Origin of the sequence: Vibrio splendidus (assembly GCF_002873455.1) — a bacterium.
GTDB lineage: Bacteria > Pseudomonadota > Gammaproteobacteria > Enterobacterales > Vibrionaceae > Vibrio > Vibrio splendidus_J.
In genome coordinates this window covers 130,317-157,154 of sequence record NZ_MCUN01000010.1, presented here as the reverse complement: position 1 = coordinate 157,154, position 26,838 = coordinate 130,317, and the positions used below count along the sequence as shown (strand labels likewise).

General features: G+C 45.4%; 19 protein-coding genes. 9 read left to right on the top strand and 10 right to left on the bottom strand.

Going from position 1 to position 26,838, the window contains the following annotated elements; genetic code table 11:
- Nucleotides 1–130: 130 nt before the first annotated feature.
- Together BCU75_RS09775 and BCU75_RS09770 are read right to left on the bottom strand one after the other, a co-directional pair.
- Nucleotides 131–1,054, bottom strand: coding sequence for a LysR family transcriptional regulator (locus BCU75_RS09775; protein ID WP_065206413.1), 924 nt, complete (start codon nt 1,052–1,054; stop codon nt 131–133).
- Between the two features lie 134 nt (nt 1,055–1,188).
- Entirely contained in the window at nt 1,189–2,082 is an 894-nt protein-coding gene (locus tag BCU75_RS09770; protein WP_102473718.1) for a DMT family transporter, read from the bottom strand.
- Between the two features lie 124 nt (nt 2,083–2,206).
- On the opposite strand from BCU75_RS09770, the gene BCU75_RS09765 reads away from it, so the two are divergent.
- Nucleotides 2,207–2,689 (top strand): MarR family winged helix-turn-helix transcriptional regulator, encoded by a 483-nt coding sequence (locus tag BCU75_RS09765; protein ID WP_017054932.1) that lies wholly within the window; start codon nt 2,207–2,209, stop codon nt 2,687–2,689.
- Between the two features lie 98 nt (nt 2,690–2,787).
- Here BCU75_RS09765 and BCU75_RS09760 read toward each other — a convergent pair whose 3' ends face one another.
- Together BCU75_RS09760 and aceB are read right to left on the bottom strand one after the other, a co-directional pair.
- Complete coding sequence (locus tag BCU75_RS09760; protein WP_016795812.1) at nt 2,788–3,228, bottom strand: GlcG/HbpS family heme-binding protein; 441 nt, start codon at nt 3,226–3,228, stop codon at nt 2,788–2,790.
- Between the two features lie 101 nt (nt 3,229–3,329).
- The gene (aceB, locus tag BCU75_RS09755; RefSeq protein ID WP_102473717.1) at nt 3,330–4,955 is read right to left on the bottom strand and encodes a malate synthase A; all 1,626 of its coding nucleotides are present in this window, start codon (nt 4,953–4,955) and stop codon (nt 3,330–3,332) included.
- 314 nt (nt 4,956–5,269) lie between these two features.
- Between aceB and gcl the strand changes: the two genes are divergently transcribed.
- The 5 genes from gcl to BCU75_RS09730 all read left to right on the top strand — a co-directional run bounded on the left by gcl (nt 5,270) and on the right by BCU75_RS09730 (nt 11,148).
- Nucleotides 5,270–7,042, top strand: coding sequence for a glyoxylate carboligase (gene gcl / locus BCU75_RS09750; protein ID WP_102473716.1), 1,773 nt, complete (start codon nt 5,270–5,272; stop codon nt 7,040–7,042).
- 116 nt (nt 7,043–7,158) lie between these two features.
- Entirely contained in the window at nt 7,159–7,935 is a 777-nt protein-coding gene (hyi, locus tag BCU75_RS09745) for a hydroxypyruvate isomerase (RefSeq protein WP_102473715.1), read from the top strand.
- A 37-nt stretch (nt 7,936–7,972) separates the two neighbouring features.
- Complete coding sequence (locus BCU75_RS09740; protein ID WP_017111423.1) at nt 7,973–8,869, top strand: 2-hydroxy-3-oxopropionate reductase; 897 nt, start codon at nt 7,973–7,975, stop codon at nt 8,867–8,869.
- A gap of 187 nt (nt 8,870–9,056) precedes the next feature.
- Nucleotides 9,057–10,367 carry a glycerate kinase type-2 family protein gene (locus tag BCU75_RS09735; RefSeq protein WP_102473714.1) on the top strand — a complete coding sequence of 437 codons (1,311 nt, stop codon included), beginning with the start codon at nt 9,057–9,059 and terminating at the stop codon, nt 10,365–10,367.
- Nucleotides 10,368–10,530: 163 nt separating this feature from the next.
- The gene (locus BCU75_RS09730) at nt 10,531–11,148 is read left to right on the top strand and encodes a TetR/AcrR family transcriptional regulator (protein WP_102473713.1); all 618 of its coding nucleotides are present in this window, start codon (nt 10,531–10,533) and stop codon (nt 11,146–11,148) included.
- Nucleotides 11,149–11,243: 95 nt separating this feature from the next.
- On the opposite strand, the gene BCU75_RS09725 is transcribed toward BCU75_RS09730, so the two are convergent.
- Together BCU75_RS09725 and BCU75_RS09720 are read right to left on the bottom strand one after the other, a co-directional pair.
- Nucleotides 11,244–12,494 (bottom strand): ATP-binding protein, encoded by a 1,251-nt coding sequence (locus tag BCU75_RS09725; protein WP_102473712.1) that lies wholly within the window; start codon nt 12,492–12,494, stop codon nt 11,244–11,246.
- A gap of 56 nt (nt 12,495–12,550) precedes the next feature.
- Nucleotides 12,551–13,249, bottom strand: coding sequence for a response regulator transcription factor (locus tag BCU75_RS09720; protein WP_102473711.1), 699 nt, complete (start codon nt 13,247–13,249; stop codon nt 12,551–12,553).
- Nucleotides 13,250–13,481: 232 nt separating this feature from the next.
- Here BCU75_RS09720 and BCU75_RS09715 point away from each other — a divergent pair, with 232 nt between their 5' ends.
- The 3 genes from BCU75_RS09715 (at nt 13,482) to BCU75_RS09705 (ending at nt 18,999) form a co-directional block, all read left to right on the top strand.
- Nucleotides 13,482–14,303: an efflux RND transporter periplasmic adaptor subunit gene (locus BCU75_RS09715; protein ID WP_102473710.1), complete on the top strand. Its 822-nt coding sequence runs from the start codon at nt 13,482–13,484 to the stop codon at nt 14,301–14,303.
- Nucleotides 14,304–14,305: 2 nt separating this feature from the next.
- Nucleotides 14,306–17,368, top strand: a complete 3,063-nt coding sequence (locus BCU75_RS09710) for an efflux RND transporter permease subunit (protein WP_102473709.1) — start codon at nt 14,306–14,308, stop codon at nt 17,366–17,368.
- A 194-nt stretch (nt 17,369–17,562) separates the two neighbouring features.
- Nucleotides 17,563–18,999, top strand: coding sequence for an amidohydrolase (locus BCU75_RS09705; protein ID WP_102473708.1), 1,437 nt, complete (start codon nt 17,563–17,565; stop codon nt 18,997–18,999).
- A gap of 176 nt (nt 19,000–19,175) precedes the next feature.
- On the opposite strand, the gene BCU75_RS09700 is transcribed toward BCU75_RS09705, so the two are convergent.
- The 4 genes from BCU75_RS09700 to BCU75_RS09685 form a co-directional block, all read right to left on the bottom strand.
- Complete coding sequence (locus BCU75_RS09700) at nt 19,176–21,572, bottom strand: hypothetical protein (RefSeq protein ID WP_102473707.1); 2,397 nt, start codon at nt 21,570–21,572, stop codon at nt 19,176–19,178.
- A gap of 200 nt (nt 21,573–21,772) precedes the next feature.
- The gene (locus BCU75_RS09695; protein WP_102473706.1) at nt 21,773–23,011 is read right to left on the bottom strand and encodes an alpha-xenorhabdolysin family binary toxin subunit A; all 1,239 of its coding nucleotides are present in this window, start codon (nt 23,009–23,011) and stop codon (nt 21,773–21,775) included.
- A 785-nt stretch (nt 23,012–23,796) separates the two neighbouring features.
- Nucleotides 23,797–25,161 (bottom strand): 8-oxoguanine deaminase, encoded by a 1,365-nt coding sequence (locus BCU75_RS09690; protein WP_102473705.1) that lies wholly within the window; start codon nt 25,159–25,161, stop codon nt 23,797–23,799.
- 174 nt (nt 25,162–25,335) lie between these two features.
- Nucleotides 25,336–26,787 (bottom strand): nucleobase:cation symporter-2 family protein, encoded by a 1,452-nt coding sequence (locus tag BCU75_RS09685; RefSeq protein WP_102473704.1) that lies wholly within the window; start codon nt 26,785–26,787, stop codon nt 25,336–25,338.
- Between the last annotated feature and the right edge of the window lie 51 nt (nt 26,788–26,838).

The following is a 26,838-nucleotide window of genomic DNA, read 5'->3' as shown; positions in this document are numbered from 1 at the left end:
TTGCAGTGTTATGTGGCGTTCCTAGCCGATGAGAGAAGTATATGGACTGAACAAAAAAGCCTCTAATCTCTTAAAAGAATAGAGGCCTTAACGATGAGTTATTAATGAAACAGAGTAAAGAGGGTGATAACTACTGGTTATTATTGAGTTGTGATTCAAGTATTTTCCTCAACCACAGCGTCATTGGGCTATTTCGGTTTTTGTGATGATAGTACGCACAAACCGTTGGTTCGTAATAGCTACTATCAAACAGCAACTTGATGGCTCTTAATGAGGTTTCTTGTTCAATATCTAGGAATTTAGATGCTGGGAATAACATGTCTGAGTTTTTGACGACATCAATAACTGCAGACGGTAATTCTGAACGGAAACCAATGTTTGCTTTCAACCCTTTTACTTTGAGTATTTTCTCTGCTTGTGACTGGTGTGAATTCCAATCAACCGCAATCACTGAAGCTAATTCAAAATTTACTCCGTCTTTAATTTCTAAAAATTCTTTTTCGTATGGGTGATCTTTCCTGACATACCCTTTGAAAGTATCTTGTGCGATAGGCTTTTGCAGTAGTTCTTTAGGGGCATGGTTAATCTCGTAGTTCAACCCTATGTAAACTTCATCATTAATAATGTCGGTCATGGTTGTGCCTGACCAATTCAATAGCTGAATTTGTACTAGCGGTGCTTCAGAACGAATGGCTTTAAAGAGCTTACTTGAAAGAGACGACAGCAAATATGGGGACAATGCGACTTTGACCACTCCTTGTAGTTCAGCGGGATTAAAATCATTGCTGTTATTGATAGCGAAAGAAAGTTCATCAAGTATTGGTGAAATGCTTTCCGCTAGCATAGTCGCGTGATCAGTTGCACGTAATCCGTGGTGCGTTTTTACAAATAGCTCATCGCCAAAATGATCGCGCAATCTTTGTAGAGCTTTACTGATCGCCGGTTGAGATACGAACAAACGTTCGGATGCTTTGCGCATATTCCGCTCTTGATGCAGGATCATAAAAGTTCGCAGTAGATTTAAATCTAAGCTAGAAAACAAGTCTTTTGCCATATTGAGCACCTTATTATTAGTTATTTAACTATAAGGTTGGGTCGGTACGAGAACAAATACATATTTTATATAGGTGTGATGCCTGTAAAGAAAAACCCGCACTTGGCGGGTTTATAAGTAACAACCTAAATCTTTTACTGCGTAATGGGTTTGACCGTTTTGGTTTGTCTTACCGCAAGGATAAGTTGCGGCAGCAGCGACATCACGATCATGCCGGTCATTAATGAATACTGGACTGGAGTAAAGGATTCATCCATCAACACCATGCCTGTCACGATCCCAGCTACTGGGTTTGCGATGCCACCGAACGTGAAATCAACCACTGACATACGTTGTAGTAACCACACATACATGCCGTAACCAAGTGCCGTATTTAGTCCAATCACCCACATCAACCCCATAGCATTACGAGTATCGAAATGAGTGACAGCGTTAACATAAGGCTGCGGGTCGATGAACGCATGAACGCCAGACGCAACAGACAAAATCGTACCACCCAAAATCAGTTGCCACGTTAACACCTTCCACCAGTGCATGCGGTTACCTAGTGACTTGGTAATGCTGCTGCCGATGACAATACACATGATTGCGGCGAACATGGCACCTAAACCGATCGGGTTTAATACGATTTGGCTTGGGTTAAACAGTATCCACGCTAAGGTGATCAAGCCAATACCAGAAAGGGCTTGAATTAGATGCGGGCGCTGCTTTTTCACTACCCAGTGAAAGATCATCGCAAATACAGGCACAGAGATCATGCCCACGCCAGAGATTGCCGAAGGCAGCGTTAACGCCATTACGAAGATCAAGCCAAAGAAGGTCGCGATATTGATAAGGCCCAGTGTGAAAATGATCTGCCACTCGCCTTTTTTAGGCAGTGTTGGCTTTACCGCTAGCAATAACAAACCAGCAGGTAACGCACGCAAAGCACCCAATAATAATGGTGGCCACTCCTGTAGCGTAAATTGCGTCACTGCATAGGTTGTTCCCCAAAAGAACGCGGGGATCATTGCTAATAATATGTTCATTTAAAATATCTTTACGTTAAGATAACTATTGTGTGAACTGTATACTGAGAACTAGTGGTTGTAAAGTATCTTTATGTTAAACTAGTTTGAAGTAAACAAGACTAATCACGGAGCTAGATTGCAAATGGATGCTATCGACCGCGTTGTAGAGCAATGGGCAAAGGAAAAGCCCGAATTAGAAACTGAGCCTATGGCAATGATGGGCCGGATTATGCGTATTGCCAAGTATATGGAGACGCAAGTTGCCGAGCTTCATAAAAAATACGACATGAAGCTGGGTGAGTTTGATGTGCTGGCGACGTTGCGACGTTCTGGAAAGCCTTACCGACTCACTCCCTCTGAGCTTATAGGTTCGATGATGCTGACATCAGGTGCGATGACCAATCGCCTTGATAAGCTAGAAGCCAAAGGGCTGATCAGCCGTGAGCACAGCAAAGAAGACAGACGTAGCGTGAGTGTTCAGTTAACCAAAGATGGTTTGATTTTGATTGACCAAATGATGACTGAGCATGTTGAAATGCAGAAAAAGCTGGTTAAATCTCTGTCTGCGAGCCAGAAGAAGAACACCAACCAACTGTTAAAAACATGGTTGAGCGCTTACGAGTAGTTTTGCTGATCTTCCTTTAGATTCATAAAAAAACCGAAGCTATCTGGCTTCGGTTTTTTATTCCTGTCTAAGAACTTCAAGTACAGCGAGTTGGCTAGTTAAGCTTGCAGCATCTCGTCGCTAAACAGCTCTGCACAGCCAATGCCGTTGATGGCGCAGCTTTCATCAATGTCTGAAATGTCACCGCTCACGCCGATAGCACCCAATACCGTTTTATCTTTATCTCGAATCAGTAGCCCCCCTGGCACTGGCACCATGTTTCCGTGTGCCAGCACGTTAACGGCGGAGATGAATGCTGGTCGGTTGTCAGCATCTTGGGCGAGTTTTCTAGAGGAACAACCTAGTGCGAGTGCCCCCCACGCTTTAGCAATCGCGATGTCTGGTCGCATCATGCTAGAGCCGTCTTGACGTTGCAGAGAAATCAGCTTGCCACCGCTGTCTAAGACGGCGACCGTCAAAGGTTCTGTGTGGATCTTGCTTCCTGCTTTTAAGGTGCCATCAATGATGGTTAACGCTTGTTGTAGAGTCAAACTTCCCATGTTATCTCCTAGTTTTTCAAGGGGCCGTGTACCAAGCTAAGTCAGCCAATCATTACTCTGTTGTGAATAATCATTGACTGATTCAGCTCGGTACAAGAGTCCTAACTGGACTCTTGTAATAGCCCATAGCTGGGTAAAGTTAGGAAGGCAGCGAACTCTTTGGCTGTAGAAAGTTGATAGAAAAGATTAGCTGTCTCTTCAAATCGACCTGCTGCGTAGCGCGAGTCACCGACTTCATGTTTTATCGTGTCTAATTCCTGGTAAAGCCAAGAGTGGAACAGTTGTTTGGTAAAGATTTGGCCGTCATCGAGTTTTACCCCATGGTGGATCCATTGCCAGATATTGGCTCTTGAGATCTCTGCGGTGGCGGCATCTTCCATTAGTCCGTAGATAGGCACACAGCCGTAGCCTTGAATCCAAGCTTCGATGTAATACAGCGCGATGCGGACATTCTTACGAACACCCGCTTCGTCACGGCTGCCTTCACAAGGTTTTAGCAATGAGTCTGCATTGATCACATGCTCTGGGCTTTGGAAATCCATTTGGTTTACTTCGCCATCTAAGTGCTTATCAAAGATCGACATTGCCAAATCAACCAGTGCAGGGTGCGCGACCCATGTGCCATCGTGTCCATTTTGAGATTCTCTCTGTTTGTCTTCGATAACTTTGGCGGTTACACGCGCCATTTCTTGCGGATCTTTTGCTGGAATAAAGGCCGACATACCACCCATCGCCAGTGCACCGCGAGCGTGACAAGTACGTACCAACAGCTGGCTGTAGGCATTTAGAAACTCTTGATCCATGCCGATCCCGTGGCGGTCAGGCAGGATGCGGTCTTTATGGTTTTTCAGCGTTTTGATGTAGCTAAAGATGTAATCCCAACGGCCACAATTCATCGCTACGATATGATCGCGCATTGCATACAAGATCTCTTCCATTTGGAATACAGCTGGAAGTGTCTCAATCAAAACTGTCGCACGAATGGTGCCTTTGGGTACGTGGAAATAGTTTTCGGTGAAGCTGAAAATATCGTCCCACCACTGTGCTTCTTCCATACTCTCAAGTTTGGGAATGTAGTAGTAAACCCCTAAACCTTGTTGTGCACGTGATTGATAGTTGTGGAAAAAGTATAAGGCGAAGTCCATTAAGCAACCGCCGATAGGCTGATTGTTGAATTGGATAGACTGCTCTGGCAAATGAATACCACGTGGACGAGCGATTAGCAGTGCAGGATCGTCGTTTAATTGGTAACGCTTCTGCTTCTTCTCATCGAAGTAGCTAATGGTGCCAAGGTTGGCGTCTCTTAAGTTGATTTGCCCTTCGACCATATTGGCCCAAGTCGGGGAAGACGCATCTTCAAAACAGCACATGAAGACTTTCGCGCCTGAGTTTAGCGCGTTGATCACCATTTTTCTTTCGATAGGGCCGGTGATCTCTACGCGGCGATCCAGTAGCTCTGGTGGCGGTGTTGCTACCTTCCACTCTTTATTCTGACGAATGGAAACGGTGTCTTTTCTGAAGTTGGGTAACTCACCCTCGTCATATTGAGCTTGTTTTATGTCGCGGTCACTTAGCAGGGCATGACGGCGATCTCCAAACTTATTAACAAGGGCTTCTAAGAACTTTAATGCATCTTTAGACAAGATCTCTTTGTACTCGGAGTTGTCCATCTTCCCAAGTACCTGCATACACAGCACATCTTCTCTCTCTTTCACGTCATTCATCATTGCTTGTCTCCTTTACACAATACGATGTAGTTTTGTATGCAAAATGTTCTTTTTAAGGGTATTTATATGGTAGAAATTGTAAACAAGCAAACTGTATTTAACATTTATTTATCATTTGATCTTTTTGTAATTTATTTTTACGTAAAGATATTTTATGTAAAGCAATGAATTGTAAGCTTTTCAGGATGAGTGCGTACTTAATGTGATGGGTTGATGTAACAAAATTGTTTCATTCTGGGGTTGATAAATAGCGAGGATGGTTCATAGTACACAAAAGTTAGTTTAATTGTATGCAATCTGAACTGGAGGTTCGAATGGCAATTATGAAAGCGATTGAAGCAGCGGTAGAAGTGCTTAAACGTGAAGGTGTAGACATCGCATTTGGTGTTCCCGGCGCAGCAATAAACCCTATGTATGCGGCTATGAAAAAGCTCGGAGGAATCGACCACGTCTTAGCTCGTCACGTAGAGGGTGCATCCCATATGGCTGAAGGGTACACGCGTACTAATCAAGACAATATAGGTGTGTGTATTGGTACCTCTGGCCCTGCGGGAACGGACATGATCACGGGTCTTTATTCTGCGTCTGCCGATTCGATTCCAATTCTATGCATCACAGGCCAAGCGCCCCGTGCTCGTCTTCACAAAGAAGATTTCCAAGCGGTCGACATTGAATCTATCGCCAAGCCTGTGACCAAGTGGGCAACCACGGTACTGGAACCTGCACAAGTGCCACGCGCATTTCAAAAAGCCTTTCATTTGATGCGTTCGGGTCGCCCGGGACCAATCCTGATTGATCTACCGATTGATGTTCAGCTGGCTGAGATTGAGTTTGATATCGATACCTATGAACCACTAGAACCTTACAAACCGCAAGCAACTCGCGCGCAGGTTGAGAAAGCATTAACTATGATGTCTCAATCGGAAAAACCGTTGATTGTATCGGGTGGTGGCGTGATTAACGCTGGCGCATCTGAATTGTTGCAACAGTTTGCCGAGATCACTGGTGTTCCTGTGATTCCAACCTTGATGGGCTGGGGCTCTATCCCAGATGATCATGATTTAATGGCGGGTATGGTGGGGCTACAAACGTCTCACCGTTACGGTAACGAAACCATGCTCAACTCTGATTTTGTGTTTGGTGTCGGTAACCGTTGGGCCAACCGTCATACCGGCTCTGTGGATGTTTACACCGAAGGTCGTAAGTTTGTTCACGTTGATATTGAACCAACCCAAATCGGCCGCGTGTTCTGCCCCGACTTAGGTATTGTTTCTGATGCGAAAGCAGCACTAGAGCTAATGGTTGAAGTGGCGCAAGAGTGGCGTGATGCTGGCAAACTGCCGAACCGAAATGCTTGGGCAAGTGAGTGTCAGGAACGCAAATCGACCATGCTGCGTAAAACCAATTTCGATGAAGCACCAATGAAACCTATGCGTGTTTATGAAGAGATGAACAAGGCATTTGGTCGTGATACTTGCTATGTGAGCACCATTGGTTTGTCGCAAATCGCTGCCGCTCAGTTCCTGCATGTTTATAAGCCGTGTAACTGGATCAACTGTGGTCAAGCAGGCCCACTAGGTTGGACAACACCAGCCGCATTGGGTGTAAGAGCGGCTGATCCTGATCGCGATATCGTTGCCATCTCTGGTGATTACGATTTCCAATTTATGATCGAAGAACTGGCAGTAGGTGCTCAATTCAACCTGCCATACATTCATGTGTTGGTGAACAACTCGTATCTAGGTTTGATTCGCCAAGCACAGCGCCAGTTTGATATCGATTATTGTGTACAACTGGCGTTCGATAACCAGAATGCGCCAGAACTTGAAGGCTACGGTGTTGACCATGTCGCGGTTGTTGAAGGTTTAGGCTGTAAGGCGATTCGAGTTCGTGAACCAGAGCAAATTGCCGCTGCGTTTGAACAAGCCAAAGAGTTGATGAATAAGCATAAAGTACCGGTTGTTGTTGAGCTGATTCTTGAGCGAGTGACCAATATTGCGATGGGCGTAGAGATCAACGCCATCAACGAATTTGAGCCACTTGCCGAAAGCCGCGGCGATGCTCCAACGGCACTAGCGTACAAGTAATCATTAAGTCATGTGTATCCGTAGAGCTGAGGTTTAGCTCTACGGCAAGCCTCCGATAGAGCGAGGCTTTACTACAAACAACCAGATTTTTACAGATAAAGAATAAGGACAGAGTCATGGCAAAATTTGCAGCAAACTTGTCAATGTTATTCACGGAAGTTGATTTTATAGATCGCTTTGAGGCCGCTGCAGAAGCGGGCTTTCAAGGTGTGGAATATCTTTTCCCTTACGCCTTTGATGCTCAGGCAATCAAAGCAAAGCTCGACGCTAATAACCTAGAGCAAGTGCTATTTAATTTGCCCGCGGGTGATTGGGACGCTGGCGACCGTGGTATCGCGGTCGACCCAGCACGAGTTGAAGAATTTCAAGCGGGTGTACCTAAAGCCATCGCTTACGCAAAAGCACTCGGTTGTACTCAAGTGAATTGCTTAGCCGGGATTGTTCCGCAAGGTGTGACCCAACAAGATGCGCAATCGGCGTTTGTGATTAACCTGCATTACGCGGCAAACGCGCTAGCAGCAGAAGGCATTAGCCTAGTGATTGAAGCGATCAATACCCGTGATATTCCGGGCTTCTTCTTGAACACGACTGAGCAAGCCAAAGCGATCATCAAAGAGGTAGGGAGCGATAACCTTTCTATCCAATACGATATTTATCACATGCAAATTATGGAAGGCGATCTTACGCCGACCATGCAACAAAACATTGGCCAAATCGCACACGTGCAACTGGCGGATAACCCAGGCCGACACGAACCGGGTACTGGTGAAATCAATTACCCATTCGTGCTCAATTATCTTGATGAGCTTGGCTATCAAGGCTGGGTTGGCTGCGAATACAAGCCAAAAACAACGACGACAGAAGGCCTTGGTTGGCTACACCAGTACCGTTAATTGCGTCTGGTAACCCTCAAACGTTAAGGAGAACAACATGTCTAAAATTGCATTTATCGGAACTGGCATCATGGGTAAACCTATGGCGAGTAACCTTCAAAAAGCAGGTCACGATTTGATTCTGTCGGATCACTTTAATGCAGCACCTGCCGACCTTGTGGCAGCGGGCGCAACGGTCTGTCATTCACCAGCGGAAGCGGCTGAAGCAGCAGATATCATTATCCTAATGGTGCCGAATACACCACAAGTTGAAGATGTCCTGTTTGGTGACAACGGCGTCGAGAAAGGCCTAACGGCGGGTGGCGCAACGGGGAAACTGGTTATCGACATGAGTTCGATCTCGCCAATCGCGACCAAAGCAATCGCAGCGCGAATCAACGAAGGCGGGGCGTCATACCTTGATGCTCCGGTTTCAGGTGGTGAAGTAGGCGCGATCAATGCAGCGCTGACTATCATGGTGGGCGGTGAGCAAGACGCCTTCGATAAAGCGCGACCTCTATTTGAAATCATGGGCAAGAACATCACGCTAGTAGGCGACAACGGTGCGGGTCAAACCTGTAAGGTGGCGAACCAGATCATTGTTGCTCTGAATATCGAAGCCGTGTCAGAGGCGTTAGTCTTTGCTTCGAAAGCAGGCGCTGATCCTGCACGTGTACGTCAGGCGCTATTGGGCGGTTTTGCTAACTCTAAGATCTTGGAAGTGCATGGCGAGCGTATGGTTGAAGGCACATTTGATCCTGGCTTTAGAATCTCACTTCACCAGAAAGACCTGAATCTTGCGCTAACGGGCGCACAAGAATTAGGTGTCGCGCTACCGAACACGGCAAATGCACAAGAGCTGTTTGGCGAGTGTGCCGAAATGGGCGGTGAAGGTTGGGACCACTCTGCGCTTATCCAAGCGATTGAGAAACGTTCTGATCACTCGATTCGTTAATTAATTAGGGCTGCTATCGATTCTTAGCCCAACAGTTTGTTTATAAATCGCGTAGTTTCGTCTCCTTTTATACGCGTTCCTGATACGAGGCAGAGGTTGAAGTTGTTCCTTTCCAACTTGATCTTAGCAGGCACCCTTTGGCCTTGTATCGGGGTTCTTTTTTTCTCCGTCAACTAAGGAGTGGCTGATGGACATTGATGCTAAGCAGTTTCTACAAACCCTTTTCTCAAGTGCTGTTAATCAGGCGCTACCTAAAAATCACATCGAACCTTTTCTTCCTCAAGACATTTTCTATCGCTCTGCTAATCAAGCCGGGCGTACTGTGGTGATAGGAGCAGGAAAAGCGGCCGCATCAATGGCAGCTGAGCTTGAAGCGGGTTGGCAGACAAAGAAACAACAAGATCTTGCACTGCGTGATCTTGAAGGCTTGGTGGTGACCCGCTACGAACACACCGCCCCTTGCCAACATATCGAAGTGATTGAAGCGGCGCACCCTGTGCCAGATGCGATGGGCTTAGAAGTAAGCCAACGTATGCTGCAATTGGTGAGTGGCTTGTCTGCTGACGATACGGTGATTTGCCTACTGTCGGGGGGCGGTTCCGCTTTGTTAAGTCTGCCCGGTGGCGACATCAGCTTGGCAGAGAAGCAACAAATCAATAAGGCGCTGCTCAAATCAGGCGCTGCCATTGATGAGATGAATTGTGTTCGCAAACATCTATCTTCGATAAAAGGCGGTCGACTCGCCAAAGCGGCGTATCCTGCAAGGGTTGTGTCACTGGCGATTTCAGATGTGCCGGGTGATGACATTAGTGTGATTGCATCAGGTCCGACTGTACCCGACACCACCACACGTTTTGATGCGATGGCAATTTTAGAACGTTACCAAATAGAAACACCACGCTCGGCATTTGAATGGTTAAATAATCCAGAGTCAGAAACCGTAAAGCCGGATGACGTCTGTTGGAAGAACGCCGAACACCACATTATTGCGACCCCGATGTCGGCATTGGAATCCGCTGCAGCAGAAGCTGAAGGCTTAGGCATTCCGGCTTATGTGTTGAGTGATTGTATAGAGGGAGAGGCACGAGATGTCGCCAAGGTTCACGCTGCGCTGGCTAAGCAAGTGGCCAATCATAAGCACCCATTTGAGACGCCTTGCGTGATACTTTCCGGTGGCGAAACCACAGTAACCGTTAAGGGAAATGGTCGCGGTGGGCGTAACTGTGAGTTCTTGTTGAGCCTATATAACGAGCTTAAAGGCCAAGACAACATATTTGCATTGGCTGCTGATACCGACGGGATTGATGGCGTGGAGGACAATGCGGGCGCGTGGATTACCCCACAAACATGGCAACAAGGTTCGAGCCTGTCGCTTAAAGCGCAGGACTATCTCGATGCCAACAATAGCTACGATTTCTTCAAGCAAGTCGATGTGCTTCTTACCACAGGGCCGACGCTGACCAATGTGAATGACTTCCGCGCAATATTGATTCTTTAACTTGAACAGTTTAAAAACACAGTATGGAATGGTCGCTTCTTAACAAATAGAGCGGCCATTTTATTGTTATCAATGCGGTGACCTTGAGTTCTGAGATTATCTGCTGGACTAATGAAGCACGTTGATTACTATGATTTTAGTAACGAGCTGTAAAGGATGCAATATGTCTAGGATCAGACAAAAGAATCAAGATTTAATCATCGAAGTCGCGTGTGAACAATTCGCCACTCATGGTTATGCCGCAACAAAAATGGCTGACATCGCAAAAGCGGCCGACATTCCCAAACCTAACGTATTCTACTATTTCAGCTCTAAAGATAAGCTCTACAATGCTGTGCTTGAAACCGTCACTCAGCCCTTACTAGAAGCATCTCGTCCGATTGAAGAGCTGAGCGATCCTGTTGAAGCTTTATCTCAATATATTCAAACCAAACTGATTATTTCTCGTGACCATCCACATGCCTCTAAAGTATTTGCCAATGAAGTGATGTCGGGCGCGAAAGTGCTGCCGAAAGAGATTGGTGACGAGCTGTATAAGCAATCACAGATGATTATTGATAAGTTCTCAACGTGGTCAGCACAAGGCTTAATGGATGACGTTCCTGCACACCACCTGATGTTTACCATCTGGGCAGCCACCCAAACCTACGCCGATTTTGGTTGGCAGATTTGCAGCGTAATGCAGAAAGAGCAGCTCGATGATAGAGACTATGAAGATGCCGCTGAGTTCATCACCCAGCTAGTGATTAAAGGGTGTGGTGTAAAAGGAAAGGCGGAATAATTCATTCCTTAGATTCATTAAAAAAGGACATCACTTGATGTCCTTTTTTGTATACGCTGTTTCTTGTAACAGCCGCTTTTGAATAGACGCCGTTTTTATACATCGTTTCGAGCAAAGGTCGCAGTGCAGCCACAAGTTTTTGTTGTCGAGTCTGAATGCGCGTTATCAGTTAGAGTTGATGTCCAGCCGTAACTGTCTCCGATACGTTTGACGATGATTAGGCCAAGGCCGTGTTCAGTTTTTGTATCATCACTCAACCCTGAGCCGGTATCTGAAACCGAAATCATGTTTGAGTTGATGGTCACCGTGATTTCACCTTGCGTGGTAAATCTAATCGCGTTTTCAATGTAGTTCTTCAACACCATATTCACCAATGGCAACGGCATATTAAGCGTGGTGTTTGGTTCAACGTTTAACATCAACTCAACGCCAGAGGCAAGCATTGAGTGGTACTTTGATAAGTCGATAGTGGCATCGTCGATAGCGGTGAATGTTTTTTCGGTTGAAGAGTTCTCTTGTTTAACAATGCTCAATAACACCTCAACGGTGGAACTCATGCCATTGGCTGCGCCGAGAATACGATTACGTTGTTTGGTTTGAAATGCTAGGTCGCTAGGCTTCATTGCTTGCAATTCGGCAGCGCCAGTCACAATCGCGATCGGTGTTTTCAATTCATGGCTCGCGTACTTCGCGAACATCATCTCTTGCTTTGATAGGCGGTCTTTCATCTTTGAGTAGCTATTGAGGTGTGAGGTGAGCATCTGCAATTCATCAACGGTATGCGTCGGGACATGGAAGTTGTCAGACTCATGCCTGCTGAGTTGAGTACTGAGGTCTGAAATGGGCGCCATCAGTTGGTCAAATACCCGCTTGAGGGTAATCCGCAATACTATGATCAGTCCGATCATCAACAGAGTCGAAATTGCCATCAATACGCCCCAACTGTCGTCCCACAGATCCATATCAAAAGAGCTGATGGCGATGTAAGTCGGAATGTTTTTGCCTTGGTCTTCGAAGGAAAAGTGATAGACGACCACGCCGGGAATAAGAATGTCTTTTTCAGAGAGTCTTATTTCAAAACGTTGGCGATCCACTGTATCCAGTGCCATAGGCGGTAGTTTTTTGAGTTGTTCGGTAAAGTCGCCTTCACCATAATAAGCCGTCACGTTGTCCGAGAGCTTTAGGCTACCTTCGGGTGAAAGGCGTTTGTAGAATTGCTCTGCCACCCCTTTGAATGACTTGAGGTGATTCTCTATTTGAGCTTCTTCCTGCCAGACTAGACGAAGTGAGAACACAAAAAATATAACGCACGAAGAGACTAGAGCGATGACAGCAAAGGTACGCATGGTGCGGATCCTGACATCCTCGATGGAGTTGCCTAGCTTGGTTCGAATCTTCATGTTTATTGCGGCTCACTTACTGATAGGATCAATTGAAAACCGTGTTTAGGAATCGTCTTCAACATAGGAAAGTTGAATGGCTTATCGAGGACATTCCTTAACAAATAGATATGGCTACGAAGTACATCTTTGTCTGGGATGTCATCGCCCCAAAGCATGTAGATTAGGCTTTCACGTGACACGACGCCACCTTGAGCTTTCACCAATTCTCTCAGGATCTGAAACAAGATAGGAGTCAGAGTGAGCGTTTGTCCGCCTCTTGAAGCGGTGTGTGTTTTCTCATCAATCGTCACTTCGCCAAAGCTTAAGGTCTTTTGAGCAACCAAGCCTTTATTACGTTTGATGAGCGCGCAAAGACGAGCTTCCAGTTCTGGAAATTTAAACGGTTTAGTGACAAAGTCATCGGCGCCGGAATCAAAGCCGCTTAATAGATCTTCTTGGCCGTTCAAGGCTGTTAGCATCAAGATAGGCGTCGTGATGCCATTTTGACGCAGTTTCGAAGCCACTTGTATACCGTCAAGCTTGGGCAGCATTATGTCTAGGATGATTGCGTCGAAGTCGTTTTTCATGGCTAGCTTGAAGCCTTGTTCGCCATCGGAAGCAAAATCCGTAACAGCCTCTTTGACCTCTAAGAAGTCAGCAATAATGCCTTGTAGTTCGATATTGTCTTCAACTACTAAAATACGACTGCGTTCAAGCATCGATCTGCTCCATTAAAATATCTGCTCTCATCAAAACGTTTGTTCCCATCAAAGCATCGACTCACAAAAAAAATGTAGCCTACCTAAAATTATGTCGAATTTATGTCTAATTGATAGCGTTGATTAAAAAATGGAGCTTCATCAGATTCTTTTTCAATGTCGAATCGACTTCGACTTTAATTCGACAAAGCCAGTTCAACAATAGTTCACATCAATAGGTGAAGGTTGAATTATGAATACTAAAGTTATCGCGCTAGCGGCATTACTCGGCGTCTCAACGACTCAAGCAACAGAACTGATCGGCCACGTTCAGGGTTTAAATAAACACAGTGTCGTGGCAGAAGTGTCCGGTGTGGTCGAGATGAATAACCTTGAAGTCGGTGACGCAGTAAACCAACAACAAATACTCGCTCAGATCAAAGCCGATGATTTTAAGTTTAGCGTCAATAAGGCCAAAGCAAACCTTGAACTTGCCGAAGCGGATCTTGCGTTACGCAAAGCGACTTATAACCGCTATCAAGCACTGATTAAAAAGAACAGCCTTTCAATGGGGGAGTTAGATACTGCTCGTGCTGAGTTTTTAAGTGCTAAAGCTTCAGTTTCTGTGGCTCAAATCGATTATCAACAGTCTCAGATTGACCTCGATAATACTCAAATTGAGTCCATTATTTCAGGGTACATCTCTAACAAATCCGCACAATCGGGTGCTTGGGTGAGTGAGGGGGATTTACTCTATGAAGTGGTCAATATCGACAAAGTCACCTTGTCTTTCATGGCGAGTGAATATGATTTAAAGCACTTCACAGTTGGTCAGGAAGTGGTGGTTTGGTCTGAAACGAGTCCAGAAATAAAAATGGAGGCGAACGTGCAGCGTATTGGTGTAGAAATGCATAATCTGACCTATCCAGTGCTGGTAGAGATCACCAATCAAGGCCATCAGTTTAAACCAGGTATGTCGGTTTACGCCTCAACGGATCTTTCTATTCAGAACAACACCGCACGTCAGAACAACACCACGGATCCAATCGTATCGAACGAAGGTAAAGGGCAGTAGAGATGAACTTTTTAGCTTACTTTGCGAATCGTCAATTTTTGGCTCGTATCATCACCGTTATGGTGTTATTGACCGGCGTTATGTCGTTGATGCAACTCAACTTGCAAGAGTACCCAGATGTTGCGATGGACACGGCGGAAATCGAAACCAGCTATCCCGGCGCAACAGCTCAAGACATTGAATTGAACATCACTAACCCGATAGAGAAAGAACTTCGCTCTGTGGATGGCATTGCCTACTTTTCATCAGAATCTTCAGAAGGGCGTTCTTTTATTGAGGTCGAATATTTACCCGGTGAAGACGCGGCTGTGATCTTACGAGATATTCAGCAAGCGGTAGACCGAGTCGGTAACCTGCCGAAAGATATTGACTCGCCCCCCGTTGTGACTCAGCAGAAAACCTCTTCTTTAGATGTGTATCACTTTGGCGTGAGTTTATCAGACAGCAACACTGATCCCGCCTCATTACAACACTACGCGTATCAGCTAGAAAAGAGAATCAACAACCTTGGAGGTGTAGGTTCTATCAAGCTTTCTGGTTTTAACGAGCGTGAGTTTTGGGTTGAAGTTGATCCTGAAAAAGCACGCCGATATCAAGTTACGTTCAATGATGTCAGCACTGCAATAGAGCAACACAACCTATCGCAATCGGGTGGTTTTGTAGAGTCATGGAGCCAAGAGCAGAAGATCGTCACCATGACTAAAGTGGCGTCGACGGGTGATGTGTCTAACATCGTGATTAAGGCGCTGGATTCTGGTCAAGCCGTTCGTGTGTCAGATGTAGCAACGGTGATTGATACTTTCGCACGAACAACTGAAGACCCGGTTCTGAGCGGGAAGTCTGCGGTGATTTTCTCTATCACCAACAGTGGTAGCGCGGATGTCATTACCACCATCGACAGTATTAAAGCTTTGTTAGACAGAGAAAGCGAACGTATTGGCGACCAGTTCATTTTTCAGACCAGCCTCGATCTTGGTAAGGATATGGGTGAGAAGTTCTCTATCGTGGCCACCAATGATGCGATAGGTTTGGTGTTGGTTTTACTGATCTTGAGTATGATTCTGCAACGACGTGTCGCTTTCTGGGTATCGGTTTCGATTCCGTTTTGTGTGTTCGGTGTGATGATGGTCCTGCCAATCATGGGGCTGAACTTAGACAGCATCACATTGGCAGCATTGCTGTTGGTGAGCGGTATTATCGTTGATGATTCAGTGATCATTGCCGAAAGTATTTTTCAAGAAAAGGAAGCGGGCAAAAAAGGTGTCGATGCTGCGGTGTCGGGTACTTTAAAAGTGATCAAACCATTGATGGCGAGCCTAGTGACAACGGCTTTGGTGTTTATCCCGATGATGTTTATCCCAGGCACCATGGGCAAGGCGGTTGCGGTGATTCCAATTACCGTTATTGCTGCGCTCGTGTTCTCATTCATTGAATGTACCTTGACGCTGCCAGCACATTTATCTTTGGCTAAAGAGAGCAACTCAAAGACACAAGAAAAGGATCGATTTGAATGGATCTCAAACCGTTACTGCTCCCTACTGCATATGGCTCTGAACTACAAAAAATCGGTGATCGCATTAGCCATCGTTGGGTTCGCGGTATCTGGCTATTTAGTGTCTTCGTTGAAAGTGGATATCTTTCCAACAGAAGCGGGTAAATACATTGAGATTTACACCGAAGTAAAGGCGGGAACTCCATTATCTAAAGTGCGAAACGCCCATCAGTCTATCGAGCAAGCGATCGAATCTCTGCCGGAAACGGAACTGGTTAGTTATGAGTTGATTTACTCGTCACCGGTATCGCAGGGCATCATCAACCTAACGAACTTTGACCAACGCACCCGTTCAGCCGAACAGATTATCACGGCGCTCAATGAAGAGTTGGCAGCGCTATCGGATGACATGTTCATTAAGTTCTCGATTGATGCTGGTGGCCCGCCTCCATGTGACCCAGTCGAAGTCCGTGTGCTGGGTGGAACAGAGAGTGAACGTAATCAAACCGTTGATTTGGTGATGGCTTGGCTAGAAGACTACCAAGGCGTGACCAGTATTAATTACAGTGAGGCATTAAAAGATCCTCAGTTGAACATTGTGCCTCAGTATCACTGGTTGGCGAAATACAACCTAACCGTGAGCGATTTATCGAATGCGCTGCGTGTCGGGTTTGATGGTAATAGCGTGACTTCCACTTGGCTTGGTGATCAAGAAGTCGATATTCGAGTGGTATTGGACGAGCAGTTCCGCGATATCGAGAAACTGAAAACCACTAAAATTTACACGACAGACGGACAGCAAGTACCGCTCAGCCGATTAGCAATGGTTGAGCAGATAGAAATCCCGCGTTTGATTAAGCATTACAACGGTGAGCGTGAAGTGACGGTGTCTGCCGCTCTGTCTGACGAGAGCATTAGTCCTGTCGCATTAGCCGATGAGCTAATCACTGAGCTAACAGGTCAATACCCATCGAGCGTGACTATTAACGTGGGCGGCGAAGCTGAAAGCACCAATGAAACCATGAGTGGCTTTATGGTGGTGTTCCCTGTCGCTATGGTCGCGATCTACTTCGTATTGGCGGTAATGTTCAATTCGTTGTTGCAACCACTGCTCATTATGGCGGTTATCCCGTTTGCGATTATGGCTTCACTAATGGCACTCGTGGTGCACATGCAGCCAATGTCTCTGTTTGGATTGATTGGTGTACTTGGGATGACGGGGGTTGTGGTCAATAATTCCTTGGTGCTGATTAATCGAATCAACGAACTAAGAATCGAAGGTCTGAACGTGATGGATGCCGTGACTCAAGCTGCGGTTAGTCGTCTGCGTCCGATTGTGATGACATCACTGACCACGGTGGCTGGCTTGCTCCCCTTGGCGTATGGATTAGGTGGAACCGATGTGTTTATGGGGCCAATGTCGCTGACGCTAGGCTATGGTCTGCTGTTCTCGTTACCTGTCGTACTCTTGGTGATTCCTGCAATGTATGCGTTGTTCTTTTCTAAAGGCTCGATTTTGAGAACTAAGGACAGTTTGCATGTAGAGAGTTCGTTAAACATTAAGGAGTCGTGAAGCGCGGTTTTGTGACCCGTTGTGCAATAACTCATTTATCTTGAAATCGGTTCGATTAGGTACGCCATTTTATTTAAATAACAGGTTATAGTGTTGCAAAAATTAGCGGCACTTATTGTACTTAGAAGTGAACAACTCAGAACATCAAAGTGAAGCTTCTAACAATATTACACGCACAACATATAGGTTTAGCAATGACGCTTAAAAGCTTGGCATGCACCATCAGCGCAGTTCTACTGGCAGGCTGTGGTTCGACAGTCGCGACGCAAACATACAACGCCGATCTGATCATCACCAATGGACAGGTTCTAACAATCAATTCAGAAATGGATGTGATTGAAGATGGTGTTGTCGTCGTGAAAAACGACCAGATCATCGCAGTGGGCAATGAGGATTTGATTACTCAGTACCGTGCTGAAAAGGTGATAGATGCTCAAGATGGGATCGTTATGCCGGGCATGGTGAACGCGCACAACCATCTTCCTATGATTGCATTTCGTGGCTTAGGCGAAGAGGGCATTTCGAATCGTCTGTTTGCTTACTTTTTCCCACTCGAAGCCGAAAAGCTAAGCCGTGAACTGATTTACAACGCGACTAAGCTTGGCTCGATCGAATTGGCACAAAGCGGTGTAACCACCTACGCCGACATGTATTACCACATGGACGAAATGGCCAAGGCGACCAAAGAAGTTGGCCTGCGTGCAGTGCTTGGCGAGACGGTGATTAAGTTCCCAGTGGTCGATGCTAAAGAACCTTATGGCGGAATTGAATATGCCAAAGGTTTTATCGAGCAGTACAAAAACGATGAGTTAATCACACCCGCTTATGCACCACACGCGGTGTACACTGTGAGCAAAGACAAGTTGCAAGAAATCAATAAACTGTCTGCTCAATACGATGTACCGGTGTTGATTCATGTTGCTGAATTCCCTAATGAAGAAAAGCGCATCAAAGATGAAACCAAAGCGACGTCACCAGTGGAATACATGGATGAAATTGGTGTGCTCGATGAGCGTGTAGTGATTGCTCACGGTATCCACCTGTCAGAGAACGACCAAAAGCTTCTGAAACAGGCGGATGCGGGTATCTCATACAATCCAATGGCGAACGCCAAGGGTGCGACAGGAATAGCTCCTGCGTGGGAGATGTACCGAGCTGATATGCGTATTGGTTTAGGCACAGACGGGCCAATGAGCTCCAACCAAGTTGATATCATGCGTACCCTAAGTTACGCAGCTAACATGCAACGCTTAAAGCATTCAGACCGCACCATTATGATCCCTGAACAAGTGATCGAGATGGCGACATTAGGCGGCGCGAAAGCTTTGCATATGGAAGACCAAATCGGTTCTCTTGAAGTCGGAAAGAAAGCAGATATCGTGATTGTAGAGACACAATCGGCGAACATGATGCCAAGCTACGACCCATACGCGACACTGGTTTATCAAGCGAATCCAAGCAATATCGACACGACCATCGTTAATGGCCAAATCGTGATGGAAAACCGAGTGATGCAGACGGTTCAACTGGATGAAATTCGCCAAAGCGTCGATGGATTTGAAACTGACATTAAAGCGTTTGCTAAAGAGCTTTCTAAGAAGGCAATCAAGTCGAAGAGCTTGATGGATTAGGATGTAAACCTAGTTCTTAAAATCGAAAAGAATGAACAAGGCCGACGTAATGTCGGCCTTTTTGTTGCTGGCTTATCCCCTTAACCTCGGTTCTTTGGATTAAAGCAACGCCTCGGTTAATTAAAGTAGCTCTTGGTTAACGAGAGTAACATTTGCTTAATTAAAACAGCACTTGCCTAATTAGAGCAGCTATTCCCATTCGGGATACCGCTGCCTAAGAACTCGACGCGAATCTGCTCGATATCTTGTAGATACTGGTTGTTCGCTTGTTCGGTTTTATCAAAGTTGTTGAGTGTGACATTCCATGATGAAAACGGAGTGGGTTGGAAGTAAGCGTATTCGAATTTATTCGCCACGGCGCCATCGGTGATGATGCTAACATCGTTGGTGGTTGGATCATCTAGGCGGTAATAGAACGCACGTGAAACAGGGTTAGAACTGAACTGGTAATCTTGATTTTCATATCGGTCTAAATAGTTACCCGAACTTGAAACTCGCAGGTTGAGTTGTTTGCCATAAGGTAAGTTTTCACCCTCTAAGAACACTCGTACCGTGGATAGCCTAACGCGGTCAAACGAACAGAGTTGGACTTGCTCCAATGGAATAGAGAAGTTGAGTTGTCCTGTCGTTGCAAAGCTCTCGAGTTGCTCCGGGCTGGAAATGGTGTAGTTATCTATGGTGAAGTCTTGTGGTGCGGGTTGGAAAGAAGACAGTGCATTCACATACTCACTTTCGATGGACGCCAAATCAAACTGGTAGTCTAAGTAGCTTTTATTCAGAGAAGGCGTGACCTCGCTTGGCTTCAATGCCCAATATTCGTATGCCTGAACATAGTTAGATAAAGCAACGTACATCGGGCGTTTGAAGTGCATCAATACTCTTGATAGTTCACGTTCAATCGAATCGAAGCTGTCGGTGTCTACCTGATAACCCCCAATTGCATCATTCAGCCTTTGCTGTTGATTAATGGTTACGTTCTTGGTTAACAACAAGTCGACCAGCTTGGCTTGCTCCTGAGCAAAGTTAAGCTGCGTGATGTTAATGGCTTTACCTAACAGAACCTGCTTTTCGAGTTCGAGCAGGTATTGTCTTGATCCTTTGATACCTAAGCTATCGGCATATCTTAAGTTGCTGCGGATCTCAGTGATCATCAGATCCCACGCCAGATTGCTTTCATTGATGGTTGGGATGTTGAAGTTAAAGCCATCCATCGCTTCCGATATCTTCTGGAGTTTGATGGTTGATTTAATATCAGCGGTCAGCTGAGAGATACCAGAAATCGTTTTGGTCACGCTATCAATAATGCCCGTGACCGACTTGATATTGGTGACTAGGTTTTTCGCTTTTTCTAACGCTTCGGGCGTTTTAGCCAATTGCTCAGTTAGGTCGTTGACACCTGAAAGGTTGCCTGTGAATACGCCACTTACCGCACTGCCAATCTCGGCTATCGCTTTGAATATGGCCAAAGCTGCTTTGAGCTGTTGTTGGGTTTTCCAATTCTCTACGCCAACTAAGTAAGTCGTTCTCGCATCAAGGGTGACTAACTCTTGTGCTTTGTATTGGCTATCAACCTCAGTAAGGCTGTCTCCTATCTTGTCTATGTTTGATTGGGTTTGCGTAATGATTGAACTTTGAGCGCGAAGAACGTCTTCAATGTTAGCGAGTGCTAACTTAGCGGCTTCTATTTTGTCTTCAATGACGGTGTTTCTGTCTTGAATAATGTCCCATTGAGCTTGGTAGGCGACCATCGCCTTCAGATACGCTTCGTACTTGTCTTGGTACAGAACTTTGTCCAGGTAAGGTACGTAGTGGCTCTCTTTAGTACTGAAGCTAATGAACTGTTTGAACGCGACCGTTTGCAGGTAAAGATCTGAAAGAATAGGGTCGTCTTCTACTACAGAACCTGAGTAACGTAGGCTCTGTTCAATCCAGTTGATGAGGTCGAGGCTAAGCTCTGGGTTAGTGTCGTATAAGCTAGCAGCCATATCAAAAGAACGATTTACAATGTCTGTAAAAGGCTCAGAAGCTAATTTCATTTGCCCAGTGATGTTTGAGTCGATGGTGGTTCTTCGGTAGTTTTCTCCAGCTAAGACAACGGACTCACCATCACCGATTTTTCCTGTTAGAGCATCTCGTGTAATACTGCCATCACTTTGAAAAGCAAGCACATTGATGGGTGTTTCTATCTGGCCCGCAATCACAGAAATCGAGGCAGCAGAACCTTGCTGTCCGAGCACAAACGTTGGTGTGCCTTGACCAACGATTCTACGTGCAAATATCAGGATGTTTTGGTTATTTACGAGTAAGTTGAAGTTCTCTGGAACCTCAATCGTATCTGCAAAAACAACGATTTTTGAAGGCTTAGTGACGTAGAGGTTCTGCTCTGCAATCCAGTCACTTAGGTTGATGTGTAAATCGGATGTTGAACGCGATAGGACGCCAACATTGGAATAGGCAGACTGAACCCAGGTTGGGTATTCGGTTGAATTGGGTAAATTGTTTAGTTCAAGCCAGTCGCTAGAAAAAGCCTGTGGAGAAAATGAAAGAGAAATAATAATAGGTAGAAGTCTCATATCTATATCCTGTCGAAATTAGTATTTGCCAAATTTTGGATAGCAGAAACCGCCACCTTAATTTGCTTAAGGTGCGGCTTCTTATTCGGAAGATAATTTGGCTATCTTGTTATATTTTTAGCAGTTTATTTACTGCGTATAGAGTTGTTGTATATAGCGTTGATTTTATCTGTCGCGCTATTTTTCGAGAGGTATAGGGACTAATCCATTTTTTGGATATATGCATTGTTTGCGAACGCTTTTGCTTTCTCACTAATATTCGTCCAATTACTTTCCGCAACTGTTGTATTCGCAAGAGCGCCTATCGCACCCAACATGGTGTCATCTTTCATGATGTCGGCGTTATCCTGAGCTTGTTCAAGTGCAACGAGCAGTGAAGTAAAGTCGGCATTCATTTTCTGCCAGTTCAATTTCAGCTTATTAATATGTGGAATCGCATTTTCAATTTGCTGAGAAATTACATCGATACTCTCTGAAGATCGATGATAAGAGTTATATATCTTCTGCGTGTAAGTTAACTGCTCTTGAAGCTCTTTTACTTCGTTTTGTAATTCGTTACGAAGTTTGCGTGCTTTTTCTGCTTTATCGCCGAAGACGCCCATGATTGGCCCTGCAACCAGAGGGAACCATGCATAAGTCACAGCAGTAGAGGCGACCGTAACGTAGTGAGTATAATCTTTATTGAGTTGAGTAATGCGCGCATTGATGTCATTCACTCGTTGCTGAAGGGCACTGCCATCATCGCTTAGATAGCCGTTGTGTGTGCCTTCCAGCACATCTAACTGCAATTTTTGCGTGTCCAGTGTGGCTGAAAATTCCAATAGACTGCCGCCAACGTCAGACACTTCTTGTTGGTATCTCATCGAAAAGTTCTGCAGGCTTTTTAGGTAAGCGATCGCCATCTTTCTATTGCGTTCCACTGCTTCAATATCTTCTGGCAGTGGCGAGAATGCTTTGGCCAGCATTTCATTTAAGGCGTCGCTCAAAGGGTTGAGCATATAGTCTTTGATTTGTGCGTAATTGGCTAAGCTTAATGAAAGATCAACGATGCTTGGGTAAAGGTCTTTTTTCCAATAAAAGGCAGTATCGTGAATGCTTGAGTATTGCTCGACAAGTGCTTGGAAATTAGAGAAAGGAATATCGTTAGGGATACTTAAAGTCGACTTCATACTGGCTTCTGTCACGGGCAGCGCCAACGCACCTTCGACATAAGCTTGGATCTGATACCACTCTTGTTGCTTTAGGATAAAGTTGTCGGTCTCTAGGTCAATAAAGACGCCATTCTCACCGATGATCGTATTGTAGGTGATTTGAGGTATGTTTTGTTCAGCTGACGCTTGGTTAATTTGAACTGACGCTGCTTGAGAAGTGAAAGCAAAAGAGGAAAGTAGCCCAATTGAAATTGAAGATAATACGAGTGTTTTTGTGATTTTTTTCATCGTTTAGCCCTGTTAGATTTGTTATTAGCTTTTTGCAAAGACAATAATCCCCCTGCCATTTGATGGCATTATTTAGATATTTATGAAGGGTTATTGAATAGTTTTATATTGTTATTCTTGTGATTATTTTATGGTTTTAAAATTCACTCCTTTAATGTGTTTTTTGTTTTTATAAGATTCGGCCAATCTATAGCAGATTTATAATGAAAAGTTCTATTTAGATCACACATTTGGATTCATATTGATCGTTTGCTGATCTATTGAATTTAATGATATTTGAATCATTAGTTTTGTTTCTTTTGTCAGGCTAGGTATGGAAAGGTCTCGAGGGGTTTTCATTCTATTCATAAAGGTGGTAAATGATAAAAGTATAATTACAGTCATCATTATGATTATTACTAAATCTGTTGATTAATTTGATGAATATATAAATAGAACGAACGTTTTAAATTTGATCTGTGCCAAACAATGTACGAGTGTCTTTATATTAATCGAATATTTAATTAGTGAATGTTTTATTAGTAATTATTAAATTAGATTGCATTAAATTAGGTTATCTTCAATTAGTTAAGGTTTATTTTTTAGTTTAATAAAGATAGAACTATTTAAGAAAACTGACTGATACATAAACTGAGAGGCAATTATGTCTTCAGATTTTCTTTGCAGGTTTTCGTAGATGTTTGCGTGTGTTTTCGAATGTTTTTAGATGTTTCGGATACTTATGAGTGTTTGCCCATCTTCGCCACGCGCATTGGCTTGCAGTGTTTGATGGGCAAGTAAAGTAGTTAGTTGTTATTCATCGCCAGCTTACCTAGTTTCATGGCCGCGGCGTGGTGGCGGTGCATCAGTAGCTCCATGTCTACGCCAATCACGGCACCATCATTCACTCGCCACTTTCCAGCTACCATCACCTTATCCGCTTGTTGAGCGCCACAAAGTAGCAATGCCGCCAGTGGATCGTGGCTACCAGAGAAACGAATATCATCGAGCTTGAACATCGCGATGTCGGCTTGTTTGCCGACTTCTAGCGTACCAATATCGGTTCTCCCCATCGCTCGTGCAGAGCCTGACGTTGCCCAGCGCAGCGCGTCGAAGTGAGATACGTTTGCCGAGCCATATTGCAAGCGTTGTAAATACATCGCCATGCGTACTTCGGCAATCATATTAGAGCCGTCATTTGAGGCCGAACCATCCACGCCAAGGCCGACTTTGACGCCAGCGGCTTCAAGGTCGTTGTTCTTACAAATACCGGAAGCCAACATCATGTTGGACGTCGGGCAGTGGCTAATACCAATTCCTGCTTTACCTAAGCGCTTGATCTCTTCTGGATTGAAGTGAATACCATGAGCGAGCCAAGTGCGTTCGTTGAGCCAACCGACATCTTCTAGGTAATCAACTGGGCGCAGGCCAAACTTCTCGATACAGAAGTCCTCCTCATCGAGCGTTTCACATAAGTGCGTGTGCATCATTACGTTTTCACGTTCGCTGATCTTGGCGGTTTCTTTCATCAGGTCTGTAGTGACCGAGAATGGCGAACAAGGCGCGAGCGCGATTTGAATCATCGCCCCTTCATCACGCTGGTGGTAATCGCGAATCAAGCGTTGGCTGTCATCAATAATGGTCTGTTCGGCTTGAATGGTGTGTCGTGGAGGTAGTCCACCTTCATCTTCCCCAAGGCTCATGGAGCCGCGCGTAAATATTGCTCTTACACCCAGTTTCTCTGCCGCCTCGACTTGTAAATCGATGGCGTGTTCTAGCCCACTGGGTAGCAAGTAATGATGGTCTGATGCTGTCGTACACCCTGACATCATTAACTCGACCAGAGCCAGCTCTGTGGCAAGGCTCATCATTTCAGCATCGAGATTAGCCCAAACAGGATAGAGGCTTTGCAGCCAATGGAAGAGTTCTTTATTGAGTGCTCCGGGGTAGGCACGCGTTAGGGTTTGATAGAAGTGGTGGTGCGCATTGATAAGCCCTGGGGTTACAACATGACGAGAGGCGTCGACGCTGTAATCTACGGGTGAGGTTGGCTCTTTGTGTTTGCCAACCAGCTCAATGATTTTATTACCTTTAATGACAATACCGCCTTCTGCATCAACTAGTGAGCCAGTGTAGATTGCGAGAGGATTCTTAATCCAGATGGTTTCCATTCATAGTAGTCCTTAGCCATCTCAGCCTTTTCAGGGAAGAGGGTCTTTATTGGTATTTGCTGTTGGTAGATAAATTCGAATCAGGGACGTTAAAACGTTCAATGCTCTAATCAGCCCTGATCCTACGGAAATCGGTTTTACGTTAGTCAGTGAACCAGTTAATTTGAGAACCAGCTAGTTCGCTTTGGGCTCAGGGTTTTCTGAAGCCGCTTGAACATCTGCTTCTGTACTTGCTTGTTGAATCTCTAATTGCTCGTCTGAGTGTCGTTCTTCTTCAGCCTGTTCTTTCATTTCTAGCTGAACTTGGGCTTGGCTCTCGGCTAACGCTTCTTGCTCTTCTGCTCGTGAAGATTTCGGCAACACAAGGTTTAGCAGAACTGTCATGATGGTGCCCGTGGTAATGCCAGAGTGAAGGAAATTCGCCAAATCATGCGGTAAGTGTTGTAGCAGTCTTGGTTCGAAAGTTACGGCCAAGCCAGACGCCAAACCTACACAAATTACCAAGGCATTTCGCTTAGTGTCTGCGGCTTTGATCAACATGCGGATACCCGCGTAAGCAATCATACCGAACATCACGAAACCTACACCACCTAGAACAGGTTTCGGAATTGTGACGGCAATAGCGGCTAATTTCGGGAATAAACCTCCTAAAATTAGCAAACCACCGGTTGCAGCCACTACGTAACGGCTTGCTACACCTGTGATGCCTACAATGCCGACGTTTTGGCTGAATGACGCCAATGGCATTGCCGTTAAAATTGAAGATAAGGTACTGCCAAGGCCATCGCCCAGCAGACCGCGTTTTAGATCTTTACCGCTGACTTGGGTTTGGCAGTTGTTACCCAGAGCCATGAAGTCACCCGTTGCTTCGGCGATAACCACGATGTACACCAAACTCATACTGATGATGGCACTCGCAGAAAAGGTAAAGCCGTATTTGAAGGGTTCAGGACCACCTATCCAAGCGGCAGAGCTGATTTGCTCAAGGTCGACCATGCCGAGCGATAGCGCCACAATGTAGCCGCCCGCTAAACCAATCACGATGGCCGAAGCGGCAACTGCGCCTTTACAGTAAACCGATACGCCCACCACAATCCCCAAAGAGATCAGTGCTAGAAACAGCTTTGGTAGTGTAGCGAATTGTTCAGTATTGGCAGGAGAGTCTCCGACCCAATTCATGGCAACGGGTAAAATGGTTAAGCCGATTAGGGTAACCACCACACCACTTACCACGGTAGGGAACAGTTTCCTAACCTTGTCCATATAGAAACTGGCACCAATCACCACGAACGAGCCGATAAGCGCCGAGCCCATGATCGCGGCGACACCGCCTTCGTTGCCGATTGAAATGGCGACGCCCAAAAAGGCAAAGCTCGAACCCATCACAACGGGCAGTCGAATACCAATAGGACCAAAGCCAAGACATTGAGCGACAGTCACAATACCTGAAGCCAGTAGCGCAGCATTGATCAGTGAGACGATCTCTGTGTTAGGTAGGCCAATGGAAGCGCCAACAATAAGGGGGACTGCAACGATGCCACCAATCGAGGCGAGCATATGTTGCAATGCGAGTAGAAGGGTTAAGCCGTGAGGCGGTCTTTCATTTAAGGTGTACAGAAGTTTCATTTGATATTCCTCTGCCTGCTTTTCCATTTACAGGCGAATGGCGGTCAAATA